The sequence below is a fragment of the Methylophaga lonarensis MPL genome (assembly GCF_000349205.1).
Classification (GTDB): domain Bacteria; phylum Pseudomonadota; class Gammaproteobacteria; order Nitrosococcales; family Methylophagaceae; genus Methylophaga; species Methylophaga lonarensis.
The window spans coordinates 21,816-43,602 of record NZ_APHR01000058.1; the positions used below are offsets into that span (position 1 = coordinate 21,816).

At 48.4% G+C, this 21,787-nt stretch carries 19 protein-coding genes and 3 tRNA genes; 15 read left to right on the forward strand and 7 right to left on the reverse strand.

Going from position 1 to position 21,787, the window contains the following annotated elements:
* Positions 1-43: 43 nt before the first annotated feature.
* The 6 genes from MPL1_RS10290 (at position 44) to MPL1_RS10315 (ending at position 8,172) form a co-directional block, all read left to right on the forward strand.
* Entirely contained in the window at positions 44-1,066 is a 1,023-nt protein-coding gene (locus MPL1_RS10290; RefSeq protein ID WP_009727076.1) for an ABC transporter permease, read from the forward strand.
* A 17-nt stretch (positions 1,067-1,083) separates the two neighbouring features.
* Positions 1,084-1,875 (forward strand): ABC transporter ATP-binding protein, encoded by a 792-nt coding sequence (locus MPL1_RS10295; protein ID WP_009727077.1) that lies wholly within the window; start codon positions 1,084-1,086, stop codon positions 1,873-1,875.
* Between the two features lie 65 nt (positions 1,876-1,940).
* Positions 1,941-3,221 carry an EAL domain-containing protein gene (locus MPL1_RS10300; RefSeq protein WP_009727078.1) on the forward strand — a complete coding sequence of 427 codons (1,281 nt, stop codon included), beginning with the start codon at positions 1,941-1,943 and terminating at the stop codon, positions 3,219-3,221.
* 95 nt (positions 3,222-3,316) lie between these two features.
* Positions 3,317-4,816 carry a diguanylate cyclase domain-containing protein gene (locus MPL1_RS10305; protein WP_009727079.1) on the forward strand — a complete coding sequence of 500 codons (1,500 nt, stop codon included), beginning with the start codon at positions 3,317-3,319 and terminating at the stop codon, positions 4,814-4,816.
* 158 nt (positions 4,817-4,974) lie between these two features.
* Positions 4,975-6,441: a NarK family nitrate/nitrite MFS transporter gene (locus MPL1_RS10310; protein ID WP_009727080.1), complete on the forward strand. Its 1,467-nt coding sequence runs from the start codon at positions 4,975-4,977 to the stop codon at positions 6,439-6,441.
* A 9-nt stretch (positions 6,442-6,450) separates the two neighbouring features.
* Entirely contained in the window at positions 6,451-8,172 is a 1,722-nt protein-coding gene (locus MPL1_RS10315) for a bifunctional protein-serine/threonine kinase/phosphatase (RefSeq protein ID WP_009727081.1), read from the forward strand.
* A 2-nt stretch (positions 8,173-8,174) separates the two neighbouring features.
* Here MPL1_RS10315 and MPL1_RS10320 read toward each other — a convergent pair whose 3' ends face one another.
* Both MPL1_RS10320 and MPL1_RS10325 read right to left on the reverse strand, forming a co-directional pair.
* A complete protein-coding gene (locus tag MPL1_RS10320; RefSeq protein WP_009727082.1) occupies positions 8,175-8,600 on the reverse strand; it encodes a hypothetical protein in 426 nt (141 codons plus the stop codon).
* 90 nt (positions 8,601-8,690) lie between these two features.
* Positions 8,691-9,572 (reverse strand): SMP-30/gluconolactonase/LRE family protein, encoded by an 882-nt coding sequence (locus tag MPL1_RS10325; RefSeq protein ID WP_009727083.1) that lies wholly within the window; start codon positions 9,570-9,572, stop codon positions 8,691-8,693.
* 161 nt (positions 9,573-9,733) lie between these two features.
* Between MPL1_RS10325 and MPL1_RS10330 the strand changes: the two genes are divergently transcribed.
* Positions 9,734-10,726 carry a catalase family peroxidase gene (locus MPL1_RS10330; RefSeq protein WP_009727084.1) on the forward strand — a complete coding sequence of 331 codons (993 nt, stop codon included), beginning with the start codon at positions 9,734-9,736 and terminating at the stop codon, positions 10,724-10,726.
* A 35-nt stretch (positions 10,727-10,761) separates the two neighbouring features.
* The gene (locus tag MPL1_RS10335) at positions 10,762-11,361 is read left to right on the forward strand and encodes a cysteine hydrolase family protein (protein WP_009727085.1); all 600 of its coding nucleotides are present in this window, start codon (positions 10,762-10,764) and stop codon (positions 11,359-11,361) included.
* Between the two features lie 47 nt (positions 11,362-11,408).
* Here MPL1_RS10335 and MPL1_RS10340 read toward each other — a convergent pair whose 3' ends face one another.
* The gene (locus tag MPL1_RS10340) at positions 11,409-12,407 is read right to left on the reverse strand and encodes a cytochrome-c peroxidase (RefSeq protein ID WP_009727086.1); all 999 of its coding nucleotides are present in this window, start codon (positions 12,405-12,407) and stop codon (positions 11,409-11,411) included.
* Positions 12,408-12,651: 244 nt separating this feature from the next.
* Between MPL1_RS10340 and MPL1_RS10345 the strand changes: the two genes are divergently transcribed.
* Positions 12,652-12,996, forward strand: coding sequence for a hypothetical protein (locus MPL1_RS10345; protein ID WP_009727087.1), 345 nt, complete (start codon positions 12,652-12,654; stop codon positions 12,994-12,996).
* Between the two features lie 46 nt (positions 12,997-13,042).
* Here the strand turns inward: MPL1_RS10345 and MPL1_RS10350 are convergent.
* The 3 genes from MPL1_RS10350 to rnr all read right to left on the reverse strand — a co-directional run bounded on the left by MPL1_RS10350 (position 13,043) and on the right by rnr (position 15,526).
* Positions 13,043-13,118 (reverse strand) — tRNA-Thr (locus tag MPL1_RS10350).
* 69 nt (positions 13,119-13,187) lie between these two features.
* Positions 13,188-13,263 (reverse strand) — tRNA-His (locus tag MPL1_RS10355).
* A 94-nt stretch (positions 13,264-13,357) separates the two neighbouring features.
* Entirely contained in the window at positions 13,358-15,526 is a 2,169-nt protein-coding gene (gene rnr / locus MPL1_RS10360; RefSeq protein ID WP_009727088.1) for a ribonuclease R, read from the reverse strand.
* Positions 15,527-15,568: 42 nt separating this feature from the next.
* On the opposite strand from rnr, the gene MPL1_RS10365 reads away from it, so the two are divergent.
* From MPL1_RS10365 to coq7, 5 genes are all read left to right on the forward strand, one after another.
* Positions 15,569-15,655 (forward strand) — tRNA-Leu (locus tag MPL1_RS10365).
* A 469-nt stretch (positions 15,656-16,124) separates the two neighbouring features.
* The gene (locus MPL1_RS10370; RefSeq protein ID WP_009727089.1) at positions 16,125-17,090 is read left to right on the forward strand and encodes a chemotaxis protein; all 966 of its coding nucleotides are present in this window, start codon (positions 16,125-16,127) and stop codon (positions 17,088-17,090) included.
* A gap of 90 nt (positions 17,091-17,180) precedes the next feature.
* The gene (locus MPL1_RS14165; RefSeq protein ID WP_235045571.1) at positions 17,181-17,741 is read left to right on the forward strand and encodes a hypothetical protein; all 561 of its coding nucleotides are present in this window, start codon (positions 17,181-17,183) and stop codon (positions 17,739-17,741) included.
* Complete coding sequence (locus MPL1_RS14170) at positions 17,701-18,252, forward strand: GGDEF domain-containing protein (RefSeq protein WP_235045572.1); 552 nt, start codon at positions 17,701-17,703, stop codon at positions 18,250-18,252. The genes MPL1_RS14165 and MPL1_RS14170 overlap by 41 nt, the downstream gene beginning before the upstream one ends.
* Positions 18,253-18,897 carry a 2-polyprenyl-3-methyl-6-methoxy-1,4-benzoquinone monooxygenase gene (gene coq7, locus MPL1_RS10380; protein WP_009727090.1) on the forward strand — a complete coding sequence of 215 codons (645 nt, stop codon included), beginning with the start codon at positions 18,253-18,255 and terminating at the stop codon, positions 18,895-18,897.
* Positions 18,898-18,901: 4 nt separating this feature from the next.
* Here coq7 and MPL1_RS10385 read toward each other — a convergent pair whose 3' ends face one another.
* Positions 18,902-19,207: a PilZ domain-containing protein gene (locus MPL1_RS10385; protein WP_009727091.1), complete on the reverse strand. Its 306-nt coding sequence runs from the start codon at positions 19,205-19,207 to the stop codon at positions 18,902-18,904.
* Between the two features lie 140 nt (positions 19,208-19,347).
* Between MPL1_RS10385 and MPL1_RS10390 the strand changes: the two genes are divergently transcribed.
* The gene (locus tag MPL1_RS10390) at positions 19,348-21,768 is read left to right on the forward strand and encodes a Lon protease family protein (RefSeq protein WP_009727092.1); all 2,421 of its coding nucleotides are present in this window, start codon (positions 19,348-19,350) and stop codon (positions 21,766-21,768) included.
* The last annotated feature ends 19 nt before the right edge of the window (positions 21,769-21,787 follow it).

The window sequence follows — 21,787 nt, forward strand, 5'->3', positions numbered from 1 at the left end:
GTATCAGACCGGACTCTCAAACCTTCGGGATTCAAGAGCGATTATGAAAGATAAACTAATCTATTTCCTGGAACTGACCGGGATGACATGGTTCGTACCGGTGGTCAGAATGCTGGCAGGCGAGGCACCACTGAAACAGGCACAATTATTGGTACAAATGATTGGCCTGCCATTGTTGGCAATGCTGATTTTCCTGATGTTGTGGCATATCGGTGCAGCAAAGGTGATCACCAGTCTTGGTCAGGTGCCAGGACCCACTCAGGTCTGGGAGCAATCAATGGTGTTGCTGGACGAACACCGGGCAGAGCGTGAACGTGAACGGCAATTCTATGAGCGTCAGGAACTGCGTAATGCCGAGCGGCTGGCTGCTGACCCAGATGCAGAAGTACGTATTCGCCCATTTACCGGCCGAGACACCTTTATCGATCAGGTCCAGACCAGTCTGAAAACGGTATTTGTCGGGTTTTTACTGGCCAGTTTGATTGCCATTCCCATCGGAATTGTCAGTGGCTTGAGTCAGAATCTCTACTCTGCAATCAACCCGCTGATACAGATCCTGAAACCCATTTCGCCACTCGCCTGGCTACCCATTGTGACCATGGTGGTCAGTGCTTTGTATGTCACTGAAGATCCGATGTTCTCGCGGTCTTTTGTGACCTCGGCCATCGTGGTGATGCTCTGTTCATTATGGCCAACACTGATTAATACGGCGGTGGGGGTATCTTCAATCGATCGAGATTTGATCAATGTGGGTCGAGTGTTGCGCCTTAATTATCTGACGACTGTACTCAAGATCGTTATTCCTTCGTCTATTCCAATGATTTTCACCGGACTGAGAATCTCGCTGGGGATTGGCTGGATGGTACTGATAGCCGCGGAAATGCTGTCTCAAAATCCGGGGCTGGGAAAATTTGTCTGGGATGAATTCCAAAACGGCAGTTCTACCTCACTGAGCAGGATCATGGTGGCAGTATTGGTGATTGGTGGGCTTGGATTTGTACTCGACCGAATCATGCTGACTCTGCAAAAAGTATTTTCTTATGACAAAACCGCAATTATCCGTTAACTGAGGAGCGCCGAATTATGGATGCCTATTTGAATCTTGATCACGTCAGCATTGATTTTCCGACCGCTAATGGAGCGTTTCGCGCCTTGGATAATGTCAATCTGAAAATTAATAAAGGTGAGTTTGTCAGCATTATCGGACACTCGGGCTGTGGCAAGTCCACGGTCATGAATATTGTCGGTGGTTTGTATCAAGCTACTGAAGGTGGCGTGGTGTTACAGGGCAAGGAAGTCAATGAGCCTGGGCCCGATAGAGCCATTGTGTTTCAGAATCATGCTCTGTTTCCCTGGTTAACCTGCTATCAGAATGTTGAGCTGGCAGTGAAATCAGTGTCGGGACACCGGCGAAATCGTAAACAGATTCGCGAATGGGTTGAACACAACCTTGAGTTGGTACATATGATGCATGCGAAAGACAAATTGCCTTCTGAAATTTCCGGAGGCATGAAACAGCGTGTAGGAATCGCACGTGCGCTGTCAATGGAGCCCAAGGTGCTACTCATGGATGAACCTTTTGGTGCATTGGATGCACTAACTCGGGCACATTTACAGGACTCACTGATGGAAATTCAGTCGGAGTTGAATAACACGGTGATTATGATTACTCACGATGTCGATGAAGCAGTACTACTGTCAGATAAGATTGTAATGATGACAAATGGACCCGCCGCGACCATTGGTGAAATATTGGAGGTAAATCTGCCGCGACCGCGCAAGCGACTCGAGTTGGCAGATGATCAGCAATATAATCACTATCGTTCAGAAGTGATTCACTTCCTGCACGAACGTCATGCGCGTAAAGTGGCATAGTCCAGGCAAGTGGATAGACGTTGAGCTTTTATGACTCATCGAGCCCTATGGATGGAATCGGTCTGATGCTGGACAGTGGATTGTATGAACAACTTCATAAGGCTTTATGGGTGCAAAAAAAACTTTCTGAAACCGTGGCTCGGCATTGGGTAACGACTGAATATCAGGGACTCACCCTCAGCAGTCACTTTCAGCCAATTTTCAGTATTTCCCACCGAAGACCGGTGGGTTATGAGGGCTTGCTCAGGGCATCAACTGATAGTGGTGCTCTGATTCCCCCACCTGCAGTGCTGGTTTTGCCCAATAACAGCAAGGAAAACCTCGAACTTGATCGGGCCTGTCGGCAATTGCATTTGCAAAATTTTGCCCGACAGGAAACAGGGGATTGCTGGTTGTTTCTCAACCTTAATTCACAATGTTTGGTGACCGAACAACCGGATGCCGGTTTTATGAACAGGCTGTTTGAGACGACAGGCATTCACCCGTCCCGGCTTGTGATTGAGATTCTGGAAAGTGAAATTACCGATCGCTCATACCTGAAACAACTGATTAAACATTTTCGAAGTCTGGGCTGTTTGATAGCGATTGATGATTTTGGTGCAGGCCATTCCAATTTTGACAGGATTTGGGAGCTGGAGCCGGATATTGTCAAAATTGATCGCAGTCTGGTCCAGGAGGCGGGTAAATCAAGCCGGGTTGAACGTATCCTCACCGGGATCGTTTCCTTGATCCACGAAGCTGGCAGTCTGGTGGTATTGGAGGGGGTCGAAACCAGGCGCGAGGCGCTGGTATCCATAGCCGCCAACGCTGATATGGTGCAGGGGTTTTACTTTGCAAAACCGCAGCAGTTAATAAGCTCGAATCATGAAGAATTTGTTTCGGTAATCGATGAGCTGTTGCAGCATCAGCAACGGCAACGTTTTAAAAATACTCATCAGATCAACGAAAACTTCCGCAAGATCGAGCGTTTGTTCAAGCGTGCCATCAATCATTTTTCAGTGACTCAGAACTTTGAAGAAAGCAGCGAGATTCTGTTTGCTGAAAAGCGTTCAGTAAGGTGTTACCTGTTGGATGATGCTGGCTATCAGATGGCACGCAATATCTACTCTCCGCATTACCAGCAAACCATGGATGTTCGTTTTACACCGCTGCTATCAGGTGATAACGCCAACTGGTCTCACAAACACTATCACTTCAGGGCGGTGCAACATCCAGGACAAATGCAGCTGAGCCGACCTTACCTTTCAGTTGCTGACTCGAGAATGTGCATCACGGTGTCACAAACGGTGACTTCGTCAGACAAACAATTTGTATTTTGTTGCGATCTTGATTGGCAGGATAACTAGGGCCTGTTGATTTTATTCGTCAGGCGAAGTGACTAATAGATCAACTGGCTTTGACCTTAATATCAACGATCTGTTGATGAGGATGGAGACTTCCCATGAGGGAAATCATCAGAAAATATCGGCACTTTTTGTTGCCCTTATCGATGGTGCTGGTTTTCGACTTATCCTTGTTGGCAATGAATTACGTCATCTCCGCGCAGCTTGAGGTTTCCTCCGTCAATATCAATATTGCCGGTCGTCAGCGAATGCTGTCACAAAAAATGACCAAGTCGGTCATGTTGATTCACTATCAACACGCTCAGGGTTTGTCATCAGAACACAGCTTTGATGAACTTCGTGAAGCTGTGTTTTTATTTGATCAAACTCTCAACGCTTTTTATCAGGGGGGCAAAGCTACCAGCGCTGCGGGTGAGGCAATTCGTGTCGATAAGCAGGTAACCAGTAATATCAGTCAGACCTTGTCGAAAGCTCAGGAGATATGGCAACCACTTTTCACGGAACTGAATTTATTGCTCAGTGACGAAACCTACCTTCCTTCGGTAGTTTCACGCCTTTCACAAGATAATCTGCTGCTGCTGGATTTGATGAATACTCTGACCAATCAACTGGAGGACGATGCCCGTCGTTCGACCTATTTGTTAAGGGGCTTGCAAACGATCATTGTCCTGATGATCCTGCTGTCTTTTGCCATGGCTATCCACCGCCTGATTCGGCGAGATCAGTACTACACCAATTTGATGGAAAAAAGCTCGGATATTGTTCTGGGCATTAATGCTGGTAGTGGCTTGATTACCTTTATCAGTGCTTCGGTGAAGGTATTGTTGGGGCGTGATGAAAAATACTATCTGGATCAACCGCTTGAGCAATTGTTCGATCCTGCTTCTGTTGAATATATTGAAAAGCTGATAGCACTCATCAATGCGGATAAATCGTTGCCCGAATATAGATGTGAAGTTGGTTTAAAAGGTATCAACGGCGACATCATCATTGCAGAAATGCTGATGCAGGTAGCGCCCAGTGAAGATGGCTGCAGCATGGAGCTATCTGCCGATATTCGTGATATCTCAGAGCGAAAATTGCGCGAGCAAAAACTCAGCGATATGGCGCATAAGGATGCACTGACCGGGCTACCTAATAGATCGATGCTGACTCAGATGGCAGAGCAGGCCATTCATCATGCCCGCATGCAGGCGCAATCGCTTGCGGTAATGTTTATTGATCTTGATGAGTTCAAGGCTGTTAACGACGCCTATGGGCATGCCGTTGGTGACCGATTACTGATTGAAGTGGCCAAGCGGATTGATGGCCTGGTCAGAGCCAGTGATCATGTTGCTCGGATTTCAGGCGATGAGTTTGTGGTACTGCTGACTGGCACAACATTGAAATCAGACATTCAGCGAATCGGTCACAAGATCATTCAGGCATTGAGTGAACCTGTGGTGATAGATGGTCATCAATGCCTGATTGGAGCAAGTGTCGGGATTGCGCGTTTTCCAGACGATGGCAACGATTTTGAATCGCTGCTTAAAGCCGCAGACAATGTCATGTACGCGGTCAAGCACAACGGAAAGAACGCCGTCGCTTTTGCCTGCTGATTGTGCACTGCACCAATTTGGTTCATTTGATTGCTTGCCGCCTTAAACAAGTGCATGGAATACCTGTTTTAAAGTGACTGGTCCAATAAAATCAATCGCTTAAAATTTGGCATGATTCCAGCTTAATGACGCAGAATGTTTTTTAAAGTGAGCTTTATATGTCTGCGTCAAGTTTGAGGTTTTTTTCATTCAGTGGTAACAGCCGTGTGCTGCATCTTACCTGGATGGCTTTTTTCATCAGTTTCGTTGTTTGGTTTAATCACGCGCCATTATTGGTGTCGATTCGTGAAACTTTGGGTTTGACTGACGATCAAATCAAAACGCTGCTCATTCTTAACGTGGCTTTGACTATCCCTGCCAGAATTGTGGTGGGAATGCTGGTCGATAAGTACGGCCCAAAAATCATGTACACCCTGCTGTTGGGCATTGCCAGCGTATTGTGTTTCTTTTTTGCCATTGCTGACAGCTTTGAGCAGATGGCCCTGGCGCGTTTTTTACTGGGATTCGTGGGGGCTGGATTTGTTATCGGCATCCGAATGATTTCAGAGTGGTTCCCGGCCAAACAGGTGGGGCTTGCTGAGGGTATCTATGGTGGCTGGGGCAACTTTGGCTCAGCGGCTGCAGCCATGAGTTTGCCAACCATTGCACTGATCTTTGGCGGAGATGAAGGCTGGCGCTGGGCGGTAGCACTGACCGGTCTGATTGCGTTGGTCTATGCCTTTGTTTACTACAACAGTGTGTCCGACACACCCAAAGGCTCAACCTATTTCAAGCCGAAAAAATCCGGTGCGATGGAAGTGACCAGCAAGGGCGATTTGGTGCTGTATGTACTGATGAATATTCCAATGTATGCTGCGCTCGGCTTACTCGCCTGGAAATTATCACCATCGGGTGTCAGTCTGCTGTCGGAAACAATCACTTCGCTGATTTATGTGGGCCTGGTGCTGTTATTTTTGTACCAGCTTTATCATATCTATCAGGTGAATAAACATATCTTCTCAACACCTGTTCCGGAAATTCATCGTTATAAATTTAAACAGGTCGCCGTGCTAAATCTTGCTTATCTTGCGACCTTTGGCTCTGAGCTGGCGGTGGTGTCCATGCTCCCGCTATTTTTCAGCGAAACATTCCAGATAAGCGTCGTTCAGGCAGGATTACTGGCATCAGGTTTTGCTTTCATGAATCTTGTGTCGCGTCCGACTGGCGGTTACTTCAGTGATAAATGGGGTCGAAAACTGACGCTGACGATTTGTTTGGCGGGGTTGTCAGTAGGTTATTTTGTCATGGGGCTTATCACGCCAGAGTGGTTCATCGTGTTGGCGGTCATGGCTACCATGGCATGCTCATTCTTTGTACAAGCGGGTGAGGGCGCTGTTTTTGCGGTGGTGCCACTGGTGCAACGTCGCCTGACCGGCCAAATTGCTGGAATGGCAGGCGCCTATGGTAACGTCGGAGCCTTGTTGTTCCTGACCGTGTTGTCGGTCGTGTCGGCTCAGCTGTTTTTCTGGGTAATTGCCCTGACGGCTGTGGTGACGCTAATAGTGGTACAGTTTATGGACGAGCCACGCGGCCAGATGGCCGAGGTATTGCCTGATGGCACCGTCCAGATGATTGATGTTCACTAGAGAGTTCGTTTGAGCCAATTAAAAGTTCGCTGTGGTCAGTTTTCCAGCCCAGGCGTTAAACCAGAAAATCAGGATGCGGTTGGTTTTCATTTGCCAGCCAATCCTGTGCTTTTGGAAAATAAGGGCCTCGGATGTGCTCTGGCCGATGGCATCAGCAGTAGTGAAAAAGCACGAGAAGCCAGTCAGGCGGCGGTAACAGGTTTTCTGGCTGACTACTTCAGTACCCCGGATAGTTGGTCAGTCAAGCAATCCGGCGCTAAAGTGCTGACCGCCATCAATGTCTGGCTGTGTGGACAGAGCCAGAATTTCGCGCATGAATCGCGGGGTTTGGCCACGACGTTCTCAGGCTTTGTGATTAAATCCACCACAGCCCATCTGTTTCATGTCGGAGATAGCAGAATCTATCTGTTTCGAGGTCAGGATCTGGAACAATTAACTACTGACCACCGGATCACGCTTGAGCAAGGCAAACAGTATCTGGGCAGAGCGCTGGGGATTGATTACACCCTGGAAATTGATTACCGATCCGTTGATCTTGAGGCGGGGGATCTGTTGGTTTTGATGACCGATGGTGTTTACGAATTTATCAGTGATGCAAGCCTCAAGAACCATCTGAAACAGCTTCAAGATCCCAACAGCAGTGCCCAAGCGCTATGTGAACTCGCTCTAAACCAGGGGAGTCAGGACAATGTCAGTTGTCAGATTCTGTGCGTTGATAGTTTGCCCAAACCTCAGGCCGATGAGGTTTATGCAAGATTAACTTCACTGCCGTTCCCGCCGGATTTGGAAGAGGGAATGATTCTTGATGGCTATCGAATCGTTCGAGAAATTCATGCCAGCTCCACCAGTCAGTTGTATCTGGCCGTTGATGAAGACAGTGGTCAGCGAGTGGTATTGAAAACACCCTCGGTCAACTTTGAGGATGATCCTGCCTATCTTGAACGATTTCAGTTGGAAGAGTGGGTTGGCCGCCGCATCGAGAGTCCATATGTAGTCAAGACCATCGAGCAGAAGCGGCCCCGAAGATTTCTGTACTACGTCATGGAATATCTGCCAGGCAAGACACTCGAACAACATTTGGATGATCAAGGTTATTTATCACTGAATGAAGTCAGGCAGTTGTTGCCACAATTGATCGCCGGCTTACGCGCTTTTCATCGACTGGACATGCTGCATCAGGATATCAAGCCGGGCAATATTCTGCTGACTGAAGAGGGCGGGCTGAGAATCATTGATTTTGGTTCGACAAAGATTGCGGGCATTGCAGATATCGCCACACCGATTCAACGCAAAACATTGCTGGGGACCAAATTTTTCACCGCACCTGAATATCTACTCGGTGAGCCCGGCAGCCCGCAATCTGATCAGTTTTCATTGGGAGCACTGGTCTATCAGATGCTGACCGGTCAATTGCCCTATGGCGAGCAAATTGCCAAAGTGAATAGTCGACGTGATCTTAATCGACTCAGTTACACTTCAGTGCAAAATTACCAACCGGATATTCCGCATTGGGTGGATAAGGCAATCCGGAAAACCCAACAGTTAAATCCTCAGCAGCGATATGAAAAGCTGTCGGAGTTTGAGGCCGATATGCGCAAGCCTAATCCGGTGTTCTTGAGGGAGCAACATGTCCCGCTGCTAGAACGGGACCCGTTGCGATTCTGGAAAGGTCTGGCCCTGATAATGTTGTTTATCAACCTGGCCTTGCTGGTGATATTACTTCAGGACTGAGTTTATTGGCCGAATCGAGCGATGATGCTGTTTGCTGAGGAACCATCGAGTGTTTCATTGAGCCAGTCATCCATCTCGCCCATAAACCATACCGAACAGTCAATCTGGACTTCGACCTCAACTTCTTCTCCATCACAGATCGCATAGCGGTCTGGGTCCTCAACTCGCAGTTTGGCATCAGTTACTTCGATGGCTTCATTGGCGGCAGCTTGGAGGGCTATTGCAAAGCGCTGGCGCTGATCATCATCCAGAGTTTCCATAATGGCATCAAAGCTACTCTGAAACTGGTCCTCATCAGCCATATTGAGAGTGAGTTCGTCAGCCGCTGGCTGGTATTGCACGGTATCAGTATCAGATGATTCAGAACTGCAGGCAGACATCATGAGGCCAGTGCTGGCGAGTGCCAACACCCATGGTGATAATTTCATATCAACTCCGGAGGGATTAAAAGACTCGTTTATGTTGATCCAGCGATAGCGATAATGCAAGCCTGATGATACACATCAGGCTTGAGATGCTTAGCGAATGGGCAAAAATTCCAGAGTACCTGCCTTCATGTCAGGCACCAGCAAGAATCGACCGTCTGCTGAAATGCCAATATCAGCGGCTGATTCATAGTGATCGGCGATAAGTTTTGGCGTGGAACGTGGGTCAACCAGTTGCCAGACTTTGCCATTGGCCCAATCGCTGATGTACAGAAAGCCATAACTGTCTCTGACCAGGCCATCTGCGCCGCCGAATCCCTGATTAAGCGCAGTCAGATTGCCACTATCAATATCAAAGCGAAACAGCTTGCCGGTGCCAAAATCTGCAACCAGTAACTGGCCAATTCCATCCATCAGCAGACCATTGGGACGTTTAATTGCTGAGGCATCAGTGAGAATTTCTTCAATGACACCCTCGACAGAATAACGATAAATGCCGCCATGTCTGCCGTCGTCGTCACCACTGTCGGAAATATAGACGTTGCCCAGCCCGTCAATTTCGACATCGTTAAGAAACTGAGGCGTGCCCGGGAAGTCTTCGGCATTGGCCAGGATATCCATACGACCATCCAGGCTGATACGCAGCAGTCGATCATTGTCAGCCACGTATAGCTGGTTTTCGAACAGGGCAATGCCTTTGGGATCATTAAGGCCGGTGACCAAAGGTTCTGAGCTGCCATCCAGATTCAAAACGGTGACCTTGCCATCACCATCAACACCAAATTCGCCAATTTCTGTCACAAACACACGTCCGTCAGGATGTGCCACTGCGGATTCCGGCATCACAAGTCCACTCATGGCTGCCAGTTCGACTTTAGCTGTGTGAGGCGAAGCATATTCAGCTATCGCTGCGGTCTGGAATGTGAATAAAACAAGCAAAGCAGTGCCTGAGATGAACTTGGTGATCCATTGCATAGTATCTCTCCTGGTAAAGACTTGATAACTTTGGTGGTATAACTGTTGTTTGTATTTTTAATCACAGCAGAAGTCTGGTGAAATCAAATGCCTCTGGCTTTGTCTGACTGATAGATTATGTCACGGTTCAATGTGATTGATGCTTATAGAGGAAAGAGTCCATGATGAAAAAACAATTTGTAGCTGGCTGGCTGGTGATGTTTGGACTTTCCACCGGCCTCTATGCGGAGCCGGCATCGGTCTCAGTGGTTGAAAAAATAGTTGATGTTCAACATCAGCTATTCAGCGGTCCACGGCCGGGTCTGCGTTCCAACCACACCAAGGGAATTGTTGTCGTCGGCGAATTTACGCCCTCGGAAACAGCTAAAAACATCAGTGAGGCCAGCCATTTACAAACGGAAAGTTCGCCTGCTGTTGTGAGATTCTCCAATGCCACAGGCTTTCCGGACATTGCCGACAATGACCCAAGAGGCATGGCCAAAGGTATTGCCATCAGACTGGATTTGGGTGATGAGGAATATCATGATCTGGTCTTCAGTTCGGTTCCGATGTTTCCGGTGAGCACGCCTGAGCTGTTTCTGGAAATGCTCACTGCGGTTAGCCAGTCAGGCCCCGATGTGGCGTCACCCAAACCAATTGAAACATTTCTTGAAGCGCATCCCAGCGCAAAAAGATTTGTTCAACATCCCAAACCCTTTCCCAAAAGCTTTGCTTCGCTTAGCTACCATGGCGTCAACGCTTTCAGATTTATTAATGCCCAGGGAGACGCTGTTTATGGGCGTTATATTCTCAGCCCAGTGGAAGGTGAGCAACACCTTGATGCCGAAACAGGAAAACAACAGCATGCAGACTATCTGGTCAATGAATTACCACAGCGTCTGCAACAGAATGCTGTGCTGATGAGACTTTCAGTTCAACTGGCAGGACCGGACGATGAGGTTAATGATGCCACGGTGATCTGGCCTGAAGACAGGCCAGTTGTTGAACTGGGCCTGCTGAAACTGGAAGCCATGCATGAGGATGCTGCAGCTTTTGAACGCGCAACCATGTTTAATCCACTGGCATTACCCGATGGCATTGAAATATCTGATGATCCGGTTCTCAGGGTCCGTCCAGCGGCGTATGCCATCAGTTTCTCACACAGAATGAACTGAATTGCCCATCTATAATTCACTGCAAAGGAGCAGACATGAGCCAAACGACAACGCTGAGAGATCTTGTCGGTCTGGGACACACGCCTTCCCGACTTTCTGAATCGGCCCTGGTGCTGATTGATTGTCAGAACACTTATCGGACAGGTTTGATGCAACTCACCGGGGTTGAAGCGGCTATCGGCCAGGCGCAGGCTCTATTGAAACTGGCTCGGCAGCATCAGATACCGGTGATTCATATTCAGCATGATGGTGGTGCGGGTTCGCCGTATGATTTGGATACAGACCTGGGAGCCATTTCTTCTGAAGTTGCGCCAACGGACGGTGAGATGGTCATCGTTAAGCAGTATCCCAACAGTTTTATTGAGACCTCGCTGGATCAAAAGCTGAAACAACTGGGTGTGAAAAATCTCATTTTGGCCGGTTTCATGACCCACATGTGCGTCAACTCGACAGCGCATGGTGCCTTTAACCTTGGCTATCACAACACGATTGTTGCAAGTGCCACGGCGACCAGACCATTGGCTGGACCCGATGGACAGTTGCTGAGTGCTGAACAAGTGCAGGCTGGCGCCTTGGCTGGAACCAGAGATTTGTATGCGGCAGTGGTGAATACGTTGGATGAATTGCCTGTGTGAAACAAAACTGTCAGCCGTATCTGAAGACACGGCTGACAGTTTGCTAGTTACTCAAAAGGAACAGGTCTTGGTGTATCGTTGGTAGAAGGCGGTAATATCGGCAAACTGAAATCAGGTTGGTCACCTGTCAGCGTTTTCAGAAAGGCGGTGATATTGTCGATATCGCTCTGAGCCAGTTGCTGACCGAGTTGCAACCTTGCCATCACATCAACCGCTTCTTCCAGAGTCCAATAGGCGCCATCGTGAAAGTAGGGATAAGTCAGCTCAACATTACGTAGCGTAGGTACTTTAAATGAAAAGCGGTCTGCATCTTTGCCGGTGACGGCATATCGACCTTCAGCCGGATTATCGGTGACGTAGGGTTCCACAACCCCCATGCGCTGGAATGATGTACCGCCTGCTGCTGCACCGTTGTGACAGGCCACGCAGCCTATTTCCTTAAATCTTCGGTAACCGGCCAATTCATCGTCGGTTAATGCCTTGTCATCGCCTTTCAGCCACAAGTCAAACCGTGAGTTGGGTGTGACCAGTGTTTCTTCAAATGCAGCGATTGCATCGGTGACATGATCCAGCTCGATTTCAGGGGTACCGTAAATTTCTTCAAAATCAGCTACATATTGTGGAATGGAACGCAGCACATCAATTGCCAGGGTGTGCGTGAAAGCCATTTCCATCGGATTGGCAATCGGGCCGGCTGCCTGTTCCTGTAATGTGGCCGCGCGGCCATCCCAGAATTGAGCTACGTTCATACTGGAATTGAGCACTGTTGGTGAATTGATGGGACCTTCCTGCCAGTTATGACCGATAGATGTCGGCAGGTTATCACTGCCCCCCATGCTGAGGTTGTGACAAGAGTTGCAGGAGATGAAGCCAGATCTCGATAGCCTTGGATCGAAAAACAGTTTTTTACCCAACTCAACTTTCTCAGGCTCTGTGATGACGGCGGGTTCAATCGGTTTGATGGGCTCCTGCTGAATGCGATCTGCAATCGCAGTGCTGCTCATCAACAGGCTGCCGGAAAGTGCGAGCAAGTGCGTTAGTTTCATTGTTGATCTCCGTAGGTGTGTGGCTTACCCCGAATCTACGATGCACAAGATAATCGAACAAGTCCGAACAGGCGTGAACTTGAGCTGGATCAAAGATTGGTTAAATTTAAGCGGTTTAGACGGGCAGGTTGATAGTTATCCGGGATCAATGCTTGAGCACTTGCTTATTGAATAATGCCGCAGACGATCACTTATACTGGGACTTTGCTGTCTGTTTGTCGTTAGGATTTTTTTAGGTCTTTATATGAGTAAAACTGCTAAACCGCCCATCACACTGCTGAACTGGAATATTGTGGAGTTTGAGGCGGGTTCGGCAATTTTTGTGGGGCTTCGTCGAACACCTCCCAATTTTGTTATGCAACATGCGGCCGAAGACGGCTGGTTCAGGCTGGACTGTAGTTTTCGTAACAGTACGGTGATTGAGCACTTTGATCCGTCCTCAGGCATAGGACACACTCAGTCGGGAAGGCGATATGTGCTGCTGGGAAAACCGAGTGATACCACAGGTTTAATTCGTAAAAGTGTTGAGACGATTTTCAAGAATGAAAAATTCAAATATCGCTACAAGTTTGATGATGAGATTTTTTGAAAAATAAAAAAGCCCTGAAAGCGACACTTTCAGGGCTTTGATATTTTGGAGCCGGAGATAGGACTTGAACCTACGACCCGCTGATTACAAATCAGCTGCTCTACCAACTGAGCTACACCGGCTTGAAGACGCGCATTATACGGATGCTCGGCAGGCCATGCAAGTTGCCAACACATCAATATTCTAAAGGGTGGGGTGAGTGATGGGGCTCGAACCCACGACAACCGGAATCACAATCCGGGACTCTACCAACTGAGCTACACTCACCACAGTATTTTTATTGAAACAGCCTGAAAACAGACCATTTTCGGGAAGCACGTAATTGTACTGCCTTTATTTTTCTGGTCAAGGAAAAATGTTGTCAGGCCAATTCCAGATCGATTTTCTTTTCGTCCAGATCAACCCTGACCACTTTGACTTTGACGGTATCCCCCAGACGGTAGACTTTGCGAGTGCGTTCTCCGGTCAGGCGATGTCCACTGGCATCAAACTGATAGTAATCATTTTTCAGCGAAGTTACATGCACCAATCCTTCGATATAAATGTCACTCAGTTCAACAAAAAGTCCAAATCCGGTAACACCGCTAATGACGCCATCATGTGTTTCACCAACGCGGTCACGCATGAATTCGCACTTCAACCAGTCGCTGACATCACGTGTAGCCTCATCAGCACGTCGACTGGTCATTGAACAATGTTCGCCCAGTTGAGACATATTCTCTTCGGAATAAGGCCACTTGGCTTTCTTCTGTTTGCTAAGGATATGGTTAATTGCCCGATGCACCAATAAGTCAGGGTAGCGACGAATGGGTGAGGTAAAGTGGGCGTAGGCCTCAAGTGCCAAACCAAAATGGCCGATATTGTCCGGGCTATACATCGCTTGTTTCATGCTGCGCAGCATGACCGTTTGCAGCAGATGACTGTCGGGTCGTTTGCTGGCCGTTTTCAACAAGGAGGCATAATGACCGGGTTCTGGTTCGTCACCACCGGCCAGAAACAAGCCCAGCTCGCCGAGAAACTCGCGCAAAGCGCCTAGTTTTTCCATTGAGGGCAGTTCGTGAACACGATACAGCGCAGGCAGTTCATGTTTAAGTAGAAACCTGGCTGCCGCCACATTGGCCGCCACCATGAATTCTTCAATCAGGCGATGGGCATCATTGCGTTCACGTGGATGAATGGCTGCAATTTTGCGATTTTCATCAAATTCAAATTGCGTTTCAGTCATTTCAAAATCGATCGCGCCTCTGGCTTCACGCGCTTTGAGCATGGTTTTGAATAACTGATACATGGTTTCAAGGCCGGGCAGGACAGCAGCATATTGCTGTCTTAATTCGGCATCTTCGTCAACCAGCATGGCTGCAACTTTGTTATAGGTCAGCCGGGCTTTTGAGTTCATCACCGCCCGGTGGAACTGATATGACTCAATTTCACCATCGGTATTGATCACCATTTCACAGACCATGCACAGGCGATCGACTTCCGGGTTAAGTGAACACAGTCCATTGGACAGGGCTTCCGGCAGCATCGGAATGACCTGGCTTGGGAAGTAGACCGATGTTCCGCGTTTTTCGGCTTCCTTATCGAGTGGACTGTGAGGAGTCACATAATAAGAGACGTCGGCAATGGCAACCCAAAGTCGCCACGCACCTGATTCAAGCTGTTCGGCATGAACGGCATCATCAAAATCCCGCGCATCCTCACCGTCAATTGTGACCAGAGGTAATTCCCGAAGATCCAACCGTCCATCGATGGCTGAAGCTGGAATGCTGCTGCCAAAGGCTTCTGCCTGAGTGAGTGATGCAGGATCAAATTCATGCGGTAGTTCAAAACTGCGCAAGGCAATGTCGATCTCCATTCCCGGCGCCATGTGATCGCCCAGAACGTTGATGATCTTGCCAAGCGGTGAACGGTGCTTGTTAGGATGTTCCGTAATAGCGGCTTCAACTATCTGGCCGTTCACAGCATCAAGCAAGTCGGCAGGTGGAATCAGAATATCCTGACTGATACGACGGTTATGCGGTATCACATAGAACACCCCCGCATCGGAAATCAGACGGCCGACAATCTTTTCATTGGCACGTTGAACGACTTCGACAATGGCGCCTTCCTTGCGACCTCTGCGGTCGGTGCCGGTAACTCTGGCCAGAGCCATATCACCATGCAGAACCAAACGCATTTCCCGTTCGCTAAGGAACAGATCTTCGCCGGGCTCGTCAGGAATCAAAAAACCGTAGCCTTCTGGATGTCCCATTACACGTCCGCGTATCAGGTTCATTTTGGTGACAATGCCATAGGCATTTTTGCGGTTGCGCAGAATTTGGCCGTCACGTTCCATGGCGCGCAGGCGGCGGCGTAACGCTTCAGTTTCTTCTTCACCTTTGATGTTGAGCAAGCGAGCAATACTGCGCTGGCTGAGTGGAATGTTGTTTTGTTTCAGAACTTCGAGAATAAACTCGCGACTGGCGATTGGGTTGTCATATTTTTCGGCTTCGCGATCCCCGAATGGATCATTTTTATGTTTCTTGGTCATTGACAGTTGTTATCTCAATCTGTATCTTGCGCATCTTCAATTGCCCAGGTGGCGGAATTGGTAGACGCGCTAGCTTCAGGTGCTAGTGTACTTATGTACGTGGGAGTTCGAGTCTCCCCCTGGGCACCAAATACCGCTTTCGGAGTATTCCGAAAACACATGAAAGCTGCAGACACACACGTGTCGGCAGCTTTTTTTTTTGCCTCGTCGAGCACAGAGCCGGAGATACTTCTGTTGGAAAATATCAGAACAGGCCGTAATAGTGCCTGGTGGAAGGTGCCGGGATGACTTGTAAAAGCGGTTCCCGTACGAGCGCATAATGATGTTGGCAGTTGCAACATGACAACAATCTTACACCCTTATTATTGAAATGTCCGTTGCTTTTTTGTTGGTCTTGGCAGCTTGTGAGTGAATGGGCTTGAAATTTGCTTACTATGTTTCGATATCGATCAGTTGAATCAGTGCTGACACTGCGATATTGTTCACTAACAAGCGACATGCACAGCGTATGTCTTAGCTTCATGGCTGGCACTATTTGCCGTTTTTTTGACGAATTTTTGCCGATCATGATTGCACACTCACACTCAGGTGGAAGCAGATGGCGACATTCATCGACTCAGTAGACGAAAGAACAAATTTGGCTGGTACAAACCACCTTGAGGTGTTGCTGTTCAGCCTCGGCACCAACGATGATACCGGCCGTAATGAGTTGTTTGGTATCAACGTGTTTAAAGTGCGAGAGGTGCTCAACATTCCTGAAATAACCAGTGCACCAGAAATGCCAGAAGGAGTGGAAGGTTTCGTTAGTTTGCGTGGTGATATGGTGCCAATCATTAACCTGCAAAAATTTTGTAAACTGAAATCTGCCGATGAACCCAGAATTTTAATGATCACTGAGTACAACACCCACGTTCAGGGTTTTTTGGTATCGTCCGTCGACACAATACAGCGTTTGAGCTGGCAACAAGTGCGTGAACCACCGCCGTTGATTTCGCGTAGAATGGGAGGCTTGGTCACTGCGGTTGCCGAGTTGAGTGACAAGCGATTAGTGATGTTGATGGACGTTGAAAAAGTGCTGGCCGATGCTGGTGAGTTTCACGATGACACAGTCTTTGACGGCATTGACAAAATTGAGAGCGAAGAGCACTACACCATTTTGTTTGCTGACGACTCTACCGTTGCTAGAAAACAAATCGTAAAAACGCTAGATGCAATGGGCGTGGCGCACATAGGAACTGTCAATGGAGCAGAAGCCTGGAGCTTGCTCAACAAGATGGCTGATCAGGCGGCGGCAGACGGGCTTGATGTCACCAGCAAAATTCAGGCGGTGCTCACCGATGTTGAAATGCCCGAAATGGATGGCTATGTGCTGACACAGAAAATCAAGGCTGATCCCCGCTTTTCTGGTTTGCCGGTGATCATGCACTCATCGCTGACTGCGGTTGCCAACCAGAACATGGGAGTGGGTGTGGGCGCCGATGCCTATGTTTCAAAATTCCAGCCTCGTGAGCTGGCTGCTATTCTCAGGGACTACCTGACGCGGCATGCGCTGCTGAAGAAATAGCAACAGTTCAGGCCTGAAACACCGATTTTTCTCTATTTACTTAAGCTAATCGGTGTTCCCAGAAATGCTCAGAGAGCACAGAGACCAGACATGTCAAATCACAGACATAACAGCATTCGGATTATCGATAATCTGGCTGAAATTACCAGTCATCATGATCGCCAGGTGCTGGAAAAAAGTTTGCTTAAGACGCTTAATGAATTGTTTCCGGCGCACGGACTCAGATTGTTCCGAGCCCGTGAACATGCCGGTAACCATGAGTTGAGTCTGTTGGCATTTTGCGTCAATGACGTGATTGTCTCTTCAGACGAGAATCCCAAGCTGATTCCAAGCAGTGAACATTTGTCAGAAGCTCTGGCAGCGGCAATCAGCAATGAAGATATTGAGTTGGTCAGAACCGATACCGATGACGGTTGGCATGTTATCTATCCAGCGTTTGATTCACATGGTGAGGTGTTTGCCGTGTTGGTGCATACAACGCACGAACCTCCATCAGGCAATGATCAGCGGCTTGTCTACGGAATACTGCGCGTCTATGCAAATTATCTGGCACTAATTGATCGCTCGCAGAGAGACAAGCTCACTGGTTTGTTCAATCGCGAAACACTGGATGAAGAGATCAACAAAAATCCTGGTCAAACGTGCTGGTGATTTGAGTGATATCAACACCGTACCTAACGATGCTCGTCGCCGCAGTTACGCCATCAAGTACTGGTTGGGTTTAGTCGATATTGACCATTTCAAGGCGATCAACGACACCTATGGCCATCTTTATGGTGATGAGGTGATCATACTGGCTGCCAGATTGATGACTTCTGGCGTGATGCGTGAAGACGATATTGTATTCCGATATGGCGGTGAAGAATTTGTGGTCTTGCTGAGAGCCCCTGATGAAGCCAACGCAATGCGAACTTTTGAACGTCTCAGACAAACCATCGGAGCTCACCGTTTTCCTCAATTGGATCAGGTGACCGTGAGTATTGGTTTTGTCGAAGTAGCACATCAGCAATCGCCATCCGATGTGATTGGTGAGGCCGACGAGGCACTGTATTATGCCAAGCATCATGGACGCAATCAGGTGCATGCTTTTGAACAATTGGTCCGTGAGGGCAAAATCAAACAGAGCCCATTAGTGACTAGTAATGACGTGGAGTTGTTTTAGATGACAGTCCGGCAATTAACTGCCATTGACCGCATTATTATCGAGGCTGATAAGGCGCTCACAACCATCTGGGGTGTGCCTGACACAACATCAAGGCCGATACCTGGCGCTGAGTTGGCTGAGTCTGAACTGTCAGCCAGCGAGCGGCGTCATTCAGCTGCTTTGATGCGGATTAACGATGCGGGTGAAGTCTCTGCACAGGCTTTATATCAGGGACAGGCTTTGACAGCCAGATTGCCCGATGTACGACAAGCAATGGAACAGGCTGCGTTGGAAGAAAATGATCATCTTGTCTGGTGTCAGTCAAGAATCGTGGCATTAGGCGGGCGTCGCAGTTTATTGAATCCGTTCTGGTATGCCGGCTCTTTTGCCCTGGGTGCTTTAGCTGGAAAAGTCGGTGACAGATGGAGTCTTGGTTTTGTTGCCGAAACAGAGAGGCAGGTGATTGAGCATCTTGACGAACATCTTGCCTCGATCAGTGAGCATGATCTGAAAAGCAGGGCGGTGATTGCGCAGATGAAGATAGATGAAGCTCACCATGGGAGCCTGGCACTGCAGGCTGGCGGAGCACCCTTGCCTGCGCCCGTCAAAACGCTGATGGGTCTGATGTCAAAGGTGATGACACGAACAAGCTACTGGCTGTAGTGTTTTATTCCATATGGGTCAGGGCTACTGAAATCAGGTACTGATCGGCCTGATCAGGATGCGGCATCACACGCATCACCTTGCCGTGAGCATCGAATGCGGCAATATTTTCGCTTGCTGATGGCATGTGAATGTGAATGCTTTGACCGATTTGGGGCGCGTGATCACTGCACATGGCTAGGCCCCCAGCGCTCAAGTCAGCGCTCTGAGCATGATAAGTAATACCCTCCCCATCCAGCGTGAAAGTCATCGCTGCTTTGATCTGCATTCTGAAATAATCGCGTTTTTCCTCATAGTCCTGGCTGCTCATTACATAACTCCATTGTTTATTTCATATTGCCTTGTCATCAGGCCTTGACCTAAGCTGTGGCTGTTGTGTTTCTCATCGACACTTTGCCACGATCGTGAGATGAGCTACCCGACTAAGTCAACTTCCACACAGAGAAATTTATGGTGAATGCTCGTCAACTGCAAGTCTCAGATTTGTACCGCGCTTGTCCGGAGGAAGATCTGGCTTTTGACAATACTGAAAATCTGACTGAATTACCCGGGCTTATAGGACAGCAACGCGCAATGGATGCTGTTGATTTTGGGATAAACATGGCGGCGAGCGGTTACAACCTCTATGTCATGGGAGCTTCCGGTGCTGGTAAACATACACTTGCACAAGGATTGCTGGATCAACATGCACGCCATCTCTCGAAAAGCGATGACTGGCTGTACCTGCATAATTTTAGTGATCCACAAAAGCCATGGGCGCTCTCCTTGCCTGCCGGCCAGGGAGGGCAACTTCGCCATGATATCGAGCGAACTATCCGTCAGTTACAGACCGACTTGCCACATGCATTTGATGACGAATATTACCGTGGAAGAGTGCGTGCAATTGATGAAACTGCTCGAAAACATCGCATACGACTGTTTGGTACCTTGCAGTCAGAAGCAGACAAGAAAGGGGTCGTACTGCTGAGACTCCAGGATGGTAGTTATGCCTTTGCCGCTAAAAGAGACGGTGAAGCGGTAACTTCTGACGAATTCGAGCAATTACCGCTTGCTGAACAAGAAGAGACGGAAGAGGCGATTGCCAGTCTGCATGAGGATTTGCAGCATACCTTGCTGGAGCTACATGAGTGGGAGCGAGGTAATTTCAAAAAAATTCAAGCACTGAATGAAGAAGTTGCTTCTGAGATCATCAGTAATCATCTCGACAAGTTGAGAAATGCCTACCCCAAGTCTGCTCGGCTGCAAGTTTATTTCGACATGATGCAGGCGGATATTCGCGAGAATCTGGATGCTTTTCTCAAATCGGATGAGCATGTTGAAGAAAGTAGTGTTGCCACAGAACACAATCTGTTGCGCAGATATCAGGTGAATTTGCTGGTAGATAACTCGCACCTTGAAGGTGCTCCAGTAATTTATGAAAACCTGCCAAATCATCAGACATTGCTGGGTTGTGTTGAAAACATGGCTATGATGGGGGCCTTAATTACCGACTTTAGCTTGATCAAGGCCGGTGCAGTTCATCGAGCCAATGGTGGTTTTCTGATCCTGGATGCAGAGCAATTGCTGATGCAGCCATACGCATGGGAAGGCTTGAAACGCGCTTTGCTATCAAAAGAGATTCGTTTTGACACACTTGAACGTATGTATAGTCTGGTTGCTACAGTCTCCTTGGAGCCAGAACCTGTTCCACTTGATATCAAAGTCGTTCTGTTGGGTGATCGCCGTTGGTATTATGAACTCTATGAGATCGATCCGGAGTTTGCTCGTCTGTTCAAGGTAGTGGCCGACTTTGAGGAAGATTTACATAGGGATCCGGCACACCATATGTTGTATGCCAGGATGATCGCCACCACTCTGAAGAAGCAGGATCTACCCGCTATGCAGCGTGATGCTGTCGCTAGAGTGATTGAACAAGCATCGCGAGATGCTGAAGATAACCACGCGTTGGCCTTGCATCTCGGCGATTTGACTGATCTGCTTCGTGAGTCAGCTTTTTGGGCTGCCAAGGAGAATGCCAAGCTGATTGCTCGTCAGCATGTTGAAAAAGCATTGCAGCAAAGACAATACAGACTGGAGCGACTTCATAGAGAAATTTTGCAGCAAATTCAGCGCAATGTAATTCAGATTGATGTCAGGGGCAGTGTTGTGGGACAGGTGAATGCTTTGTCGGTGCTGACGACGGGATCCTTTAGTTTTGGTCAACCTGCCAGAGTCACTGCCAATTGCCGTTATGGAGATGACACAATTATCGATATCGAGCGTGAGGTAGAGCTGGGGGGCAGTATTCACGCAAAAGGTGTTTTGATTCTCAGCGGTTATCTAGGCGCAACCTATTCACAGGATAAGCCACTTTCCATGGCGGCCAGTTTGGTGTTTGAGCAAAACTATGGCGAAATTGAAGGGGATAGTGCCACCGTCGCTGAATTGTGTGCACTGCTCTCATCTATTGCCAAAATACCGCTCAAGCAATCATTAGCCATTACGGGCTCGATGAATCAGCAAGGGCAGGTGCAGGCAATTGGTGGCGTCAATGAAAAAATAGAGGGTTTCTTTGACGTTTGCGGTATTGATGGGCTGACGGGCGAGCAAGGCGTAATTATTCCAGTCAGTAATGTTCAGCACTTGATGCTGAGAGCCGATGTAAGACAAGCCGTTGCTGAGGGCCGTTTTCACCTTTATGCGATTGAACATGTTGAACAAGCTATCGCGCTGCTTTCCGGAATGCCATCAGGTGCCATGAATGAGGCGGGTGAATATCCTGAGGCGACCTTTAACCAGGCAGTCGCCAAGCGTCTACAAGTTTGGGCCGATCATCATAAGAGTGACAAGGACGGGCATCATGAGCAGAGTGAAACGGAGGGTTCTGATTGAAGTTTCAATATTCCCCGCC